Origin of the sequence: Stenotrophomonas sp., from assembly GCF_036662295.1 — a bacterium.
Taxonomy (GTDB): Bacteria; Pseudomonadota; Gammaproteobacteria; order Xanthomonadales; family Xanthomonadaceae; genus Stenotrophomonas.
In genome coordinates, this window is record NZ_JAVWXA010000110.1 from 1 (window position 1) to 12,930 (window position 12,930).

Annotated in this window: 12 protein-coding genes; 4 read left to right on the plus strand and 8 right to left on the minus strand. The window is 70.0% G+C overall.

Annotated elements, in window-relative coordinates; translation table 11 throughout:
• Window positions 1-1,438: amidohydrolase family protein (locus tag RSA25_RS16400; protein WP_332809911.1), on the minus strand; the 1,438-nt coding region annotated here is incomplete at its 3' end.
• Window positions 1,439-1,583: 145 nt separating this feature from the next.
• Window positions 1,584-2,189 (minus strand): glutathione S-transferase family protein, encoded by a 606-nt coding sequence (locus RSA25_RS16405; RefSeq protein WP_332809912.1) that lies wholly within the window; start codon window positions 2,187-2,189, stop codon window positions 1,584-1,586.
• A 118-nt stretch (window positions 2,190-2,307) separates the two neighbouring features.
• Here RSA25_RS16405 and RSA25_RS16410 point away from each other — a divergent pair, with 118 nt between their 5' ends.
• From RSA25_RS16410 to RSA25_RS16425, 4 genes are all read left to right on the plus strand, one after another.
• Window positions 2,308-3,288, plus strand: coding sequence for a WYL domain-containing protein (locus RSA25_RS16410; protein WP_332809913.1), 981 nt, complete (start codon window positions 2,308-2,310; stop codon window positions 3,286-3,288).
• A 68-nt stretch (window positions 3,289-3,356) separates the two neighbouring features.
• The gene (locus RSA25_RS16415; protein ID WP_332809914.1) at window positions 3,357-4,238 is read left to right on the plus strand and encodes a LysR substrate-binding domain-containing protein; all 882 of its coding nucleotides are present in this window, start codon (window positions 3,357-3,359) and stop codon (window positions 4,236-4,238) included.
• Between the two features lie 170 nt (window positions 4,239-4,408).
• A complete protein-coding gene (locus RSA25_RS16420) occupies window positions 4,409-5,035 on the plus strand; it encodes a response regulator transcription factor (RefSeq protein WP_332809915.1) in 627 nt (208 codons plus the stop codon).
• Window positions 5,032-7,323: an ATP-binding protein gene (locus RSA25_RS16425; protein WP_332809916.1), complete on the plus strand. Its 2,292-nt coding sequence runs from the start codon at window positions 5,032-5,034 to the stop codon at window positions 7,321-7,323. The genes RSA25_RS16420 and RSA25_RS16425 overlap by 4 nt, the downstream gene beginning before the upstream one ends.
• Here the strand turns inward: RSA25_RS16425 and RSA25_RS16430 are convergent.
• The 6 genes from RSA25_RS16430 to RSA25_RS16455 form a co-directional block, all read right to left on the minus strand.
• Window positions 7,316-7,588: a hypothetical protein gene (locus RSA25_RS16430; protein ID WP_259202599.1), complete on the minus strand. Its 273-nt coding sequence runs from the start codon at window positions 7,586-7,588 to the stop codon at window positions 7,316-7,318. The two genes, RSA25_RS16425 and RSA25_RS16430, sit on opposite strands and share 8 nt — an antisense overlap.
• A 123-nt stretch (window positions 7,589-7,711) precedes the next feature.
• A complete protein-coding gene (gene crcB / locus RSA25_RS16435; protein ID WP_332809917.1) occupies window positions 7,712-8,110 on the minus strand; it encodes a fluoride efflux transporter CrcB in 399 nt (132 codons plus the stop codon).
• Window positions 8,110-9,411 (minus strand): replication-associated recombination protein A, encoded by a 1,302-nt coding sequence (locus RSA25_RS16440; RefSeq protein WP_332809918.1) that lies wholly within the window; start codon window positions 9,409-9,411, stop codon window positions 8,110-8,112. Before RSA25_RS16440 ends, crcB begins: the two co-directional genes overlap by 1 nt.
• 115 nt (window positions 9,412-9,526) lie before the next feature.
• Window positions 9,527-10,165 carry an outer membrane lipoprotein chaperone LolA gene (lolA, locus tag RSA25_RS16445; protein WP_332809919.1) on the minus strand — a complete coding sequence of 213 codons (639 nt, stop codon included), beginning with the start codon at window positions 10,163-10,165 and terminating at the stop codon, window positions 9,527-9,529.
• 116 nt (window positions 10,166-10,281) lie between these two features.
• The gene (locus RSA25_RS16450) at window positions 10,282-12,231 is read right to left on the minus strand and encodes a DUF3857 domain-containing protein (protein WP_332809920.1); all 1,950 of its coding nucleotides are present in this window, start codon (window positions 12,229-12,231) and stop codon (window positions 10,282-10,284) included.
• A gap of 40 nt (window positions 12,232-12,271) precedes the next feature.
• A partial coding sequence (locus tag RSA25_RS16455) for a DNA translocase FtsK (protein WP_332809921.1) occupies window positions 12,272-12,930 on the minus strand: 659 nt, incomplete at its 5' end.

A 12,930-nucleotide genomic window follows, 5' to 3' on the forward strand; every position in this document is an offset into this window, starting at 1 on the left:
GCCCGGCCTTCCAGCCGGCCACCTTGGCCCGGGTCTGCGCCAGCAGTGCGTCCAGCGCCGTCCGGTCGTACACCTGCCCGCGCAGCACCACCGCATTGATCGTGCGGGTGGCATTGATGTCCTGCAGCGGATTGCCGTCCAGCAGCACCAGGTCGGCCGCCTTGCCCGCGGCGATGCCGCCGTAGCGATCGAGCTTGCCGAACCAGGCCGGGCCGGCGCGGGTGGCCGCCGACAGCGCCTGCACCGGCGTCAGGCCTTCCTTGACGAACAGCGTCAGCTCATCGTGCAGGCCGATGCCGGGGTAGTTGAAAGAGTTGAGGAAGCCGGCATCGGTGCCGGCCATGACCGTCACCCCGGCCTGCTGCAGCATCGGCAGTACCGCCGCCACCTGGTGGTAGGACGCATGCCGTGCCTGGATCTGGGCCGGCGTCGCCTTTGCGGCGCGCTCCACCCGCCAGGCGTAGGTGGCCTGCAACTGCGGGCCGATGTAGGCCAGGTACGGGTCATCGGCGTGGTCGTCCTCGTCCAGGAAATCCAGCAGGCGCCCGCCGTTGAGCGTCGGCGTCACGTAGACGCCCCTGGCGGCAAATCCGCGATAGGCGGCCATCGCCGTCTCGCGATCAAAGCCCGCCGCCAGCCGACGATTGGCCTCGGCCCGATCGATGCGCTTGGCCGCGAAGTCGGCCGCGATCGCCGCCTCGTCCTTGACCCCCGCCTTGTAGGCATAGTCCAGGTGCTCGATCGAGCTGATGCCGGCGTCCACCGCCTGCTGCACGGTCAACGCCATGGGGATATGCCCGGAGGCACGCAGGCCGTTGGCGCGCGCCCCGCGCACCGCCGCCAGGAACAGCGCCGGGCTCAGCGTGCTGTCGGTGATCTTGACGAAGTCCACCTGGTCCTGCTTCAGGCGCACCAGCGCCGCGTCCAGATCGGCCTGGCTACCCACTTCCAGGGTGCCCTTCCAGACCGGCTTGATGCCCTCGATCTTGGCCCCGGAAGTGAACAACTGGGGACCCTCCAATTGACCGTCACGGATCTGCGCGCGCCATTGCAGCACCTGCTCGGGGAGGTCGCCGGAGGCGTCGCGGATGGTGGTGATGCCGTGGGCGATGTACAGCGGCAGCAGCGCCTTGTTCTCTTCCACCAGCGCCGGGCCGCCACCGAAATGCACGTGCATGTCCCACAGCCCGGGGATCAGGTAGCGGCCCTTGGCCTGCACTTCCCGCGCCGCCGTCCACTGGCGGGCCATCAGCGCATCATCGCCGACCGCCACGATGTCCTGCCCGCGCACCACCACGCCCTGGTTGGCCACGGTGCGGGCGTGCTCCACATCCACCACGGTGGCGTGGCGGATGATCAGGTCCGCCTGCTCGGCACTGAAGGCCGGGGCGGAAAGCAGCAGCAGGGTCGGCACCAGGGCGCGCAGCGTGGTTTTCATGGGGCGGCATGGATCGAAGGGATGACGCGCCACCTTAGGGCGGTGGCGCGCCCATGCACCAGTTAAATTTCGGCATGCGCTCCATGCACATTGCGAATACCCCACGGCACGCCCGGCGGCCTGCGCCGGGCGCGCGCTGCCGCCGTTACACCTCGCCCTGCATCGCCGGCCGCGCCTGCAGCCGCGACAGCCAGGCCTTGACCTGCGGATGGGCGTCCACGTCCGCGCCCACGTGCACGCCATAGCCCACCACCGAGCCGACCACCAGGTCCACCAGCGAGTACGCATCGCCGAGCATCCAGTCGTGATCGCGCAGCGCCGCTTCCAGCAGGTCGAGCAGCTCATCCACGCCGGCCAGCGCGGCCGCGGCATGGTCATGGTTGCGCAGCGCCTCGTCATGGGTGGCCAGGCGCAGGCGCGCCAGCAACGCGGCGTAGGTCACGTAGGCCCAGGTGGTCCAGGACAGCGCCCGCAGGCGCTGCGGGGTGCCGTCCTGCGGCCACAGCTGCTGCGCCACGCCGTACTGCGCGCCCAGCCACTGCAGGATCGCGGCACCTTCGAACAGCGGCGTGCCATCCACCACCAGGCAGGGCACCTTGCCGTTGGGGTTGATCGCCAGGTACTCCGGCGTGCGCTGCTCACCGTTGCGGATGTCGATCAGCACGCGCTCGTGCGGCACCGCCAGCTCGGCCAGCGCGCACGCCACCGGGGTAGCGCTGGACATCGGGTGCCAATAGAAAACCAGGGGCATGTGGAACTCCTTGTGGATGGTCGAATAAGGGTGCCGGGCCGATGGGCTTGCACCGCCGACACAGGCTAGCGACCATTGCGGACACTCTCTGTCCTCGATCGCCGCACACACTGCGCCCATGCTCACCACCTCCGCCCGCCTGCTCTCCCTGCTCTCCCTGCTGCAATCGCGGCCGCACTGGGCTGGCACGGCGCTGGCCGAGCGCATGCAGGTGCACCCGCGCACCCTGCGCCGCGACATCGACCGGCTGCGCCAGCTCGGCTATCCGGTGCAGGCCAGCAGCGGGGTGGCCGGTGGCTACGCCTTCCGCGCCGGGCGCGCCCTGCCGCCGCTGCTGCTGGACGACGAAGAAGCGCTGGCTGCGGCGATCGCCCTGCGCACCGCGGTGACCGGCACCGTCAGCGGCATCGAGGACACCGCCATCACCGCCCTGGCCAAGCTGGAGCAGGTGATGCCGCCGCGCCTGCGCAAGCGCCTGGACGCGCTGCGCTCGACCCTGCTGCCGCTGGATCCGTCCGGCCCGGTGGTGGATGCCGGCCTGCTGGCCACCCTCGCCGGCGCCTGCCGCGACCAGCTGCAACTGCACCTGCACTACGCCGACCGCAACAACCAGCCCAGCCAGCGCCATGTCCAGCCGCAGGGCGTGGTGCTCAACGACCGGCGCTGGTACCTGGTGGCCTGGTGCACTGCGCGCACGGACTGGCGCACCTTCCGCATCGACCGCATCGTCGGCGTGCCCACCGTCGGCGCACACTTCAGCCCGCGCGCCGATCCCGGCGATGGCGACCTGCGGCGCTGGGTGGCCCAGTCGCTGGCGCAGGGCGAGTACAACGAACAGGCGCGGGTGATCCTGCATGCGCCGCTGGCGGCCATGCAGCAGCAGATTCCCGGCTCCGCCGGCACCCTGGCGGCCATCGACGAGGCACGCTGCCTGCTCACCTTCGGCGCCAGCCCGATCGGCGCGGTGGTGTACTGGCTGCTGGCGATGGACCTGGAATTCCAGGTGCTGGGCCCGCCCGCGCTCCAGCAGAAACTGCACGACGCCGGCCAGCGCCTGGCGCGCAGCCTGGCACGCAGCGACGCACCACTGCCGGACTGACCCGAGCGGTTTGCCCCGACGGCGACCGCGTGTGAAACTCCTGCCCCAAGCCGACCGGGGATGCCGCCGTGGCCGCCCGTGAAAACCCCCATCGCAGCCTGTTCGACCTGGACCTGCTGCGCGCGATCATCACCGTGGCCGACTGCGGCAGCTTCACCACCGCCGCGGCCCGCCTGCACTCCACCCAATCCACGATCAGCCAGAAGATCCGCCGGTTGGAGGAGATGGCCGGGCATGCACTGCTGGTGCGCGGCCACGGCGACGTGCACCCCACCGATGCCGGACAGACCCTGCTGGGCCACGCGCGGCAGATGCTGGCATTGAACGAGCAGATGGTGCAGGCGCTGGCCGGCGCCACCGTGGCGGTCACGGTGCGCCTGGGCGTGCCGGAAGACTTCGTCAACCCGCGCACCACCCGGCTGCTGGCCGACTTCAATCGCCGCCATCCGCAGGTGAAGCTGGAAGTGACCAGCGGCCTCAGTCGCGACCTGGCCAGCGGCTTCGACCACGGCGAGCTGGACCTGGTGCTGGTCAAGCAGCGCCGCAACAGCCGCGTGGCCAACGCACACTGGCCCGAGCCGATGCGCTGGGTGGACAGCCTGCGCAACCCCAGCATCGCACTGGACCCGATCCCGCTGGTCACCTTCCCGCCGCGCGGCCTGTATCGCGACGACCTGATCGCCGCGGTTGAAGCCATGGGCCGGCGCTGGCGGATCAGCTTCACCAGCTCCAGCCTGAGTGGCATCCAGGGCGCCGTCGCCGATGGCATGGGCATCAGCCTGCTGCCGGCCCGCGCGATGACACGCGAACACCGCGCCCTGACCCGCCGGCATGGCCTGCCGCCTATGGAGGGCATGGAAATCGCGCTGCTGCATCGCCCCGGCACCGACCCACTGGTCCATGCACTGGCCGATCGCTTCATTCGTTTGCTGGATCGCCAACAGCGCTGAAGCGTGAAAACCTTGCACGAAGCGATGTGCGGATAGTGACGGCGCTCGCGTACCGCGCCTAGGAATCGTCGTAAATTTTGTTGGAGGCGGCATTGCCGTACATCCAAACGGGGAGAATCCCTTAACACTTCCTAAAGCGCGCCTCCCTTGTCCAACAGCAACCAGATCCCATGAGCGGACAGGCCTCCACCTGCACCTTGAAGATCGCCTTGCTCGACGACCACGACGTTGTCCGGCACGGCACCTTCGTCCATCTCTCCTCGGACCCCCGCCTGGAGGTGGTGGGCAGCCACGCACACAGCCGCGACCTGGTCGCCACGTTGTCCACCACGCCAGTGGACGTGGCCGTGGTCGACTACGCACTGAGCATCGATGACCTGCCGGGCCTGGCGCTGCTGGCCGTGCTGCGCGAACGCTTCCCCTGGGTACGGGTGCTGGTGTTGACCGCCCACTGCAGCCGGGTGCTGCTGTCCAACCTGATCGAGGCCGGTGCCAGCGGCGTGGTGAGCAAGACCGAATGCCTGGATGCGCTGGGCATGGCGGTGGTGCAGGTGGCCGCCGGGCTGTGCCGCCTGCCCGACGGCTTTGGCGGCGAGATCGAACCGGCGGTGCTCTCGCGCAGCGAGCGCGAGGTGCTGCGCCTGTGCCTGGCCGGGCTGAGCGTGACCGAGATCGCCAACCAGCGCCATCGCAGCATCAAGACCGTGAGCACGCAGAAGCAGACCGCGCTGCGCAAGCTGGGCCTGCGCAGCGATGGCGAACTGTACATGCTGCGCCACCAGCTGGCGGACCTGTGAGCGTGGTTCGCCGCTGCCTGCTGGCACTCGCGCTGCTGCTGGCCCTGCCCGTCGGCGCCACACCGCCGGCTGCGCCGGTGCGCACCGTGCGCGTGGTGCTGGACCCCGGCCAGCACCGCGCACTCGCCACCGCCTCCACCTCGCGCCAGGCCAGCCTGGCCCACGGTTATGCCGCGCTGATCGGCGAGGCAACGGGCGTGCGCTTCAGCGAACGCCAGGTAGACACGCATGCCAGCGCCCTGCAGGCGGTGTGCGAGCAGCAGGCCGACCTGATGCTGATGCTGGGCCCGCTGCACGAGGCTCCCTGTGCATTGGCCGCCTCGCCGGCGTACTACAGCGGCGAAGCGCTGCTCGCGGTCCGCCACGCGCGACGCACCCAGGTGGTGCTGGACGCGCAGGCAGCGCATCGCGTGGCGGTGGTCCAGGGCAGCCGGTACGCGGGCTGGCTGCGCCGGCATTACCCGCACCTGCAGATCGTGCCCGCACCGGACCTGCCGGCGGCATTGAACGCCGTCGATGCCGGCATCGCCGATGCCGCGCTCGGCCTGGATGTATTGATCCGGCCGTTGGTACGCCGCCGCCATGCCGACAGCCTGGTGCTGCTCAGCGCGCCTTCCGACGTACCCGGCGACGTGTTCCTGGTGACGCGCCAGGCCGACGCTGCGCTGCTGCAGGGCATCGATGCCGCCATGAACACGATCACCCCGATGCAGCACGCCAACGTGCTGCGCGATGTCGCCAGCCACCGCCCGTTCGATCCCCCTTCGCCGGCCATGCTGATGCGCCACCTGCGCTGGGAACTGCTGGGCGTAGTGGCGCTGGTGACGGCCCTGCTGGCCGCGGGCGCGTGGCTGCTGTTCGCACGGCGCGCCGCCCAGCGCAACGAACGCCAGCAGGCGCGCTTCATCGGCGTGATGAGCCATGAGGTGCGCAATGCCGCGCAGGCGCTGGTGGCGGCGGTCGACCTGCTCGGCAACTCGCGCCTGGACCAGGGCCAGCGCCAACTGGTGGATGCCGCGCGCACCGCCGGCACCGGCCTGCGCCAGCTGCTTGGCCATGCCCTGGACTACTCGCGCATGGCCGCCGGCCGCTTCCAGCCCACCCTGGACTGGTACGACATCACCGCGCTGGCCCAGGACTGCATCGCCGCGCTGCGCCCCGCTGCCGAGGCCAAGGGCCTGGCACTGTGCCTGCACGTGGCTGCCGATCCGTTGCCGCGGGTGCGCACCGATGCCGCGGCGCTGCGCCAGATCCTCAACAACCTGCTCGGCAACGCGCTCAAGTTCACCGCGCACGGCCACATCGACGTGGCGCTGTCGCTGCGCCTGGCCGCCGACGGCCACCAGTTGTGCCTGAGCGTATGCGACACCGGCATCGGCATCCCGACGGAGCGGCAGGCGGCGGTGTTCCGCCCGTTCGCGCAGGCCCATGATGCGCAGTCGCAGGCACTCGGCGGCGCCGGGCTGGGCCTGTCGATCTGCCGGGACATGGTGCACGCGCTGCGCGGGCGCATCCAGCTGGCCAGCACGCCGGGCGAAGGCAGTCGATTCGACGTGACCCTGCCGGTGGCCTGCGAGGCGCGGCCAGCGGGCCAGGACAATGCGCCTCTGGCCGGCTATCGGGCGCTGGTGGTGGAAGACCACGCGGTGAACCGCGCGTTCGTGGCCCATCGGCTGTGTGCGCTGGGCGCCAGCGTGGACGCCTGCCAGGATGCCGCCAGCGCGTTGCGCCTGCAGGCCGCCACGCCAGCCACGCTGGTGCTGATCGACTGCGCCCTGCCCGACCTCAGCGGCTACCAGCTGGCGCACGCCCTGCGCCGGCTCGAACGCGCCCACTCCCATCCGCCGGCGCTGCTGGTGGCGCTGTCGGCGGCCACTTCGGCAGCGCATGTGCAGCGCTGCCAGGCCAGCGGGATGGATGCGGTGTTGTGCAAGCCGCTGGACGAGCGCCACCTGCTGGCGGTGCTTGGGCTGGGGGCGTCAGCCGAGGCCGGCGCGGCCCGTGTGCTGTCCAGCAGCGATCCGTTGTGGCAGCCGTTGCTGGCCTCGCTGGCCGAGGACCTGGCCGCGATGCAGCAGGCGCTGGGCTGCTGCGAGGCGGCGCCCCTGCAGCATCATGCCCACCGCATCAGCGGGGCGCTGCACCTGATGGGCCAGACCGAGCTGGCCGGCACCGCCCACGACCTGTGCGACCTGGACCTGGCCGAGCCGGCCGGCTGGGACGATGCGCGGCGCCTGCTGGCCCACCTGCAACAGGCCGTGGCCCCGCTCGCGGCGCGCGTTACTTGAGCTGCAGCGGGTAGCGCTGCCACAGCACGTGGACCAGAAAGCCGGTCAGCTCGGGGTCCTTGCTGCTGATCGCCGCGCGGATCTTGTCCAGCAGCACCATGTCGCTGCAGGTGCGCACATCGGCGTGTCCGGCCTGCCCGGCGCGGCGTGCGCGGTAACGGGCGGCGCGCTGCGCATCGGTCATGGCGTAGCCGAACGTGGGCGGCCGGCCGCGCTTGCGCGGCAGCGTCAGCTCCAAGGTGCCGGGGTCTTGTTCATCGCGCATGACGGGACGAGGATGCGAACGGGGGCGCGCACGATATCGTGAGACATCACTTTAATCCAGCATTTTCAGCGGTTTTCGTGCATCGCGTGCCGCGCAGCGCGGCCCGGCCCGCGCCGGCGGCCGTCACCGCCAGGCGTCGGCCACCCGCGCGCCCGCCCACACCAGCGCCATCCCGCCCACCAGGCTCACGCCCAGGTAGAGCGGCATCATCAGCCCGCGATCGGTTCTGGCGAACACCAGCGTCTCCAGCATCATCGAGGAGAAGGTGGTCAGGCCGCCGATGATCCCGATGATGAGGAACGCGCGCCAGTACAGTGCGGCCTGCCCGCGGCTCTGCAGCCACACCATCACGTAGCCGGCCGCGAACGCCCCGACCAGGTTGACCGTCAACGTGCCCCACGGAAAGCCGTTGCCGAACTGGCGCAGCATCGCGTCGCCCACCATGAAGCGCAGCGCCGCGCCCAGCGCGCCACCGGCCATCACCAGGCCCAGTTGCTGCCACCAGGCGCCGATGCCACCCATCAGCCCTCGCCCTTGTCGGCACGCGCCTGCTCACGCGCGGCGCGCAGGCGGTCCAGTTTTTCCTTCAACTTGATCTCCAGCCCGCGCGCCACTGGCTGGTAGTACACCCGCTCACCCATCGCATCGGGGAACCCGGTCTGGTCCAGCGCGATGCCACCGTCGGCGTCGTGGTCGTACTGGTAGCTTTTGCCGTAGCCCAGTTCCTTCATCAGCTTGGTCGGCGCATTGCGCAGGTGCAACGGCACCTCCTGGGTGCCGGTCTCGCGTACTTCCTGCTTGGCCAGGTTGAAGGCGGCATAGCCGGCGTTGGACTTGGCGGTACTGGCCAGGTACAGCACCAGTTGCGCGAAGGCCAGCTCGCCCTCGGGGCTGCCCAGCCGCTCGTAGATGTCCCAGGCCTCCAGCGCCATCGACTGCGCGCGCGGATCGGCCAGGCCGATATCCTCGATCGCCATGCGGGTCAACCGCCGCGCCAGGTAGGACGGGTCGCAGCCGCCGTCGAGCATGCGGGTCAGCCAGTACAGCGCCGCATCGGGATTGGAACTGCGCACGGACTTGTGCAACGCCGAGATCTGGTCGTAGAACTGCTCCCCGCCCTTGTCGAAGCGCCGGGTGCGGTCGGCCAGCACCTGCACCAGCATCTCCGGGCTGATCCGGCCACCGTCACCACCGGCCAGCTCGGCGGCGATTTCCAGCAGGGTGAGGCCACGGCGCACGTCGCCATCGGCGGCCGTGGCGATCTCCAGCAGCGACGCCGGCGCCACCTCCAGGTGCTCGGCGCCCAGGCCGCGCTCGCTGTCGTGCAGGGCCCGCTCCAGCGCTTCGACGATATCGGCTGGCGATACCGACTCCAGCACGTGCACCCGGCAGCGCGAGAGCAGCGCCGAGTTCAGTTCGAAGGACGGATTTTCGGTGGTGGCGCCCACGAACACGATGGTGCCGCGCTCGATGTGCGGCAGGAAGGCATCCTGCTGGGCCTTGTTGAAGCGGTGCACCTCATCCACGAACAGCACCGTGCGCCGCCCCTCGGCAAAGCGCTGCGCGGCCTCGGCCAGCACCTGGCGCACTTCGGGCAGGCCCGACAGCACGGCCGAGATGGCCCGGAACTCGGCATCGGCGTAATGGGCCAGCAGCAGCGACAGCGTGGTCTTGCCGCAACCGGGCGGCCCCCACAGGATCATCGAGTGCACATGCCCGGACTCCACGGCGCGGCGCAGCGCGCTGCCCGGGGCGAGCAGACGCTTCTGCCCGACCATCTCATCCAGTGTCTGCGGGCGCATCCGCTCGGCGAGCGGGCGCATGTTGTCCCGATCCACGGTCAGTAGATCGGGGCCGTTGAATGTCGTTCGGTTTCTGGCCACGCGCCCATTCTATCGCGAGCGCGTGCACGGCGACGGCATGGCGCCGGTGCCGGGCTTAGTCGCCGATGACGTCGGTGCCCTTCGGCGGAGCGAAGCTGAAGGTGCCGGCGGCAAAGCTCGGGTTGCGCTTCCAGCCGGTGAAATTGATCACCGTGCGCTGGCCGACCGCATCCACCACCTCCATCCGGGCCAGGCCCTGGGCATTGAAGCCCAGCGCGGCGTACTGGAAGGCGGTATCGGTCTCGCGCTTGGGGCTCAGGGACAGCCACTGCAGGCCGTCACGCGCGGCGGCCTCTTCGCTCACGTCGTACTGCTTGTCCAGCAGCGCCGGGTTGATCAGCGCGGTGAGCGGGCTGTTCTGCTCCTCGGCGCCCTGGGCACGCACCGTGGCCTGCTCCAGGTCCGGTTCGAACACCCACACCTTCTTGCCGTCGGCCACGATCAGCTGCTCGTGCGGCTTGATGTATTCCCAGCGGAACAGGCGCGGCGCCGACAGGGCGACCCGGCCACTGGTGTTCTCCTTGACCTTGCCCTTGCTGTCGAACACCTGCTGGCTGAACTGCCCGTCCAGGCCCTTCAGGCCCTGGGTGAAGCGGTTGAGGTCATCGCGGGCGCCGGCCCAGGCCGAGGCCGATCCGACGCTGGCCAGGACCAGGGTGGCGGCAACCAACGTGCGGCGGAATGATGTGTGCATGGGCGATATCCGGACAAATGGAAAGGATGGCAGGCAGTGTGCCCATGCAAAGCTGAATGGGCGATCAGGGCATAGTATGCGCCGCCGGCAGGCGCTGGGAAAACCGGCGGCCGTCCTCAGGGACTGGCCTGCACGGTGCCGAGGTCGCCGTAGACCACCTGGCCGCGGAAGCCGCGCCGGACCTCCTGGTACAGCGCCCGGAAGGCCTCGTAATCGCCCGGCTGGCACAGCGCCTGCGGGCCGCGTACGGCACGCTGGTGCAGGCGATGGCGGGCGATCACGGTCTGCCCGTCGCGGCGCCAGTCCAGGGTGTACTCACCGGCCGCATTGTCGAACCGTTGGCTGCGCGGTATCCCCACGATCGGCACCCCCGCCGGAAACTGCAGGCGGTAGGTCTCCTCGCGCAGGCTGTCGGTGCAGTAGAACGGGGCGTCATTGCGTGGTGCCGAGGTGGTGGCGTAGATGCCGCGCACCGATTCGGCGCCGGGCGCATCCGGCAGCGGCATGCCGCCCACCACGCTGAAATCCACGTAGTCGCTGGCGTGGACGTCATAGCGGTAGTTGAACGGGCGGGTCAGGTCCTGCGGGTCGCCGAGCAGGGTCAGCGCGCCGGTGCCATCGAAACCGGAGGAAGCCATGATCGACTCCTCCACGCGGGCGCGGTTCTGCGCGTTGAGGCGGGCGAAAGAGTTGCGCATCGCGATCTCGGTGACGCCGCTGGGCTGCTGCACCGTCTGCCCGCTCAGGTTGCCCTGCGCGTCGAAACGGAAATCCACTTCCACGCGGTTGCCATTGCGGCGTGAATCGTTGTCCGGCGTGCGCGCCACGGTGGCGGTACGGGTCAGCAGCACCGGTGCGCCGAGGTCGCCATCGGGCAGCTGGCCAAAGCGCGCGTAGGCACTGGTGGAGTCCAGGTACAGGTCGAACTCGGGGATGTAGGTGATGGCGTGGTTGAAGCGCCCCAGCAGCGGGATCGCGGGCAGGCTCGGCCCGCCGCCGGCGCCGATCAGCACCGCGCTGCTCTGGATGCCGCGCGCGGCCAGCAGCGCCTCCAGGATCACCACGTGGTCCTTGCAGTCGCCGTAGTGGTTGTCGAGGATGCTCTGCGCCGCGTTCGGCTCCAGGCCGCCATTGCCCAGGTACACCGCCACGTAGCGGATGTTCTGTGCGACCCAGCGATAAAGCGCGGCGGCCTGGTCGCGGCGATCCTCGATGCCGGCGGTGACCTGGTCGGCCAGGGCCTGGATGGCGGGGGTCACCTGCGCCGCCTCGCCTCCCTTGAGCTGGTAGGCCCGCGCCACCTGCGCCCAGTCCTGGTAGGTGCTGGCCATGATGGTGGGGCTGAACTCCCAGGGCGCGGCCGACCAGTTCTGCGACTGCATCGGCGTGCCGCGCTGGTAGCGCCACGCCCAGTGGGCCTGCCCGTCACGGATCGTCGGCGCCTGGCTGCCCTGCACGCCCCGCTGCTGCACGAACATCGGCAGGTTGGCCGGCGCGGTCAGCGTCACCTGCGCATCGTCGTACGGGGTGAACACGCTGAAGGTTTCCCACAGCCCGAAATAGCCCGGGAAATACGGCGTGTTCTGCGTGCGCCGGGTCTTGTAGACCACGCGCGTCCCCGGGGCCAGATTGGGGAACACCACCACGCGCACCTTGCGATCGGCATACATCGCCGCCGAGGCGCTGGAGTAGCTCTCCTGGGTGTAGATGCGGTCGGCCGGGACGTCGCGGCGCTGGCCATCGGCGGTCAGCGTGTAGGCGGCCAGCACCTCCAGCGCCTCCATCTTCTCGCTGTAGCTCAGCCGTACCTGGCTGAACTGCTCGACCGCAGCCTTGGTCTTGAGCAGGATTTCGTACTCTTCGGTCTGCACGCTGCCGGCGTCGGCACGCACGGCGTAGTCGGCGCGATAGCGCACGAAGCTGAAATTGTTGGTGGCCTGGGCCTGGTCGCTGCCCGGTCCCGACGCCGACGCAGACGCCGGCGGCGCGGCCGGCGATGGCGCACCCGGTGCCACGCCCGGGGCGAGCAGCAGCACGCCCCACATCATCCACACCATCGGCTTCATTGCAGGTTCCTTGTGCAGGGCGGCCGGGGCGCGCCCGGCGTTACTTGGGTGGCGGCGGCGCCAGCACGCTGCGGTCGCCATTGTGTTCGGGCGGGCTGACCACCCCGGCCATCTCCATCGCCTCGATCAGGCGCGCGGCGCGGTTGTAGCCGATCTTCAGGCGGCGCTGCACGCCGGAGATCGACGCACGGCGGGTCTCGGTGACGATGCGCAGGGCCTCGTCATACAGCGGGTCGGACTCGTCGCCGCTGCTGCTGCTCGCCTCGGGCAGGCCGCCGGCACCGACCACCACGCCATCGCCCATCATCTGCACTTCGTCCAGCACGCCGCTGACATAGTCGGTCGGGCCGCTGGCCTTGAGGTGCTCCACCACGCGGTGCACTTCCTCATCGGACACGAACGCGCCATGCACGCGATCGGGCATCGCGGTGCCCGGCGGCAGGTACAGCATGTCGCCGTGGCCCAGCAGGGTCTCGGCGCCGGACTGGTCCAGGATGGTGCGCGAGTCGATCTTGGAGCTGACCTGAAAACCGATGCGGGTCGGGATGTTGGCCTTGATCAGGCCGGTGATCACATCCACCGACGGGCGCTGGGTGGCCAGGATGAGGTGGATGCCGGCCGCACGCGCCTTCTGTGCCAGGCGCGCGATCAGCTCTTCGACCTTCTTGCCGACGATCATCATCATGTCGGCGAATTCGT

Coding starts and splice junctions, on each gene's coding strand:
- RSA25_RS16410 (WP_332809913.1), top strand. CDS start 2,308: ATGCTCACCACCTCCGCCCGCCTGCTCTCCCTGCTCTCCCTGCTGCAA.
- lolA (WP_332809919.1), bottom strand. CDS start 10,165: ATGCACACATCATTCCGCCGCACGTTGGTTGCCGCCACCCTGGTCCTG.
- crcB (WP_332809917.1), bottom strand. CDS start 8,110: ATGGGTGGCATCGGCGCCTGGTGGCAGCAACTGGGCCTGGTGATGGCC.
- RSA25_RS16450 (WP_332809920.1), bottom strand. CDS start 12,231: ATGAAGCCGATGGTGTGGATGATGTGGGGCGTGCTGCTGCTCGCCCCG.
- RSA25_RS16420 (WP_332809915.1), top strand. CDS start 4,409: ATGAGCGGACAGGCCTCCACCTGCACCTTGAAGATCGCCTTGCTCGAC.
- RSA25_RS16440 (WP_332809918.1), bottom strand. CDS start 9,411: ATGCGCCCGCTCGCCGAGCGGATGCGCCCGCAGACACTGGATGAGATG.
- RSA25_RS16405 (WP_332809912.1), bottom strand. CDS start 2,189: ATGCCCCTGGTTTTCTATTGGCACCCGATGTCCAGCGCTACCCCGGTG.
- RSA25_RS16430 (WP_259202599.1), bottom strand. CDS start 7,588: ATGCGCGATGAACAAGACCCCGGCACCTTGGAGCTGACGCTGCCGCGC.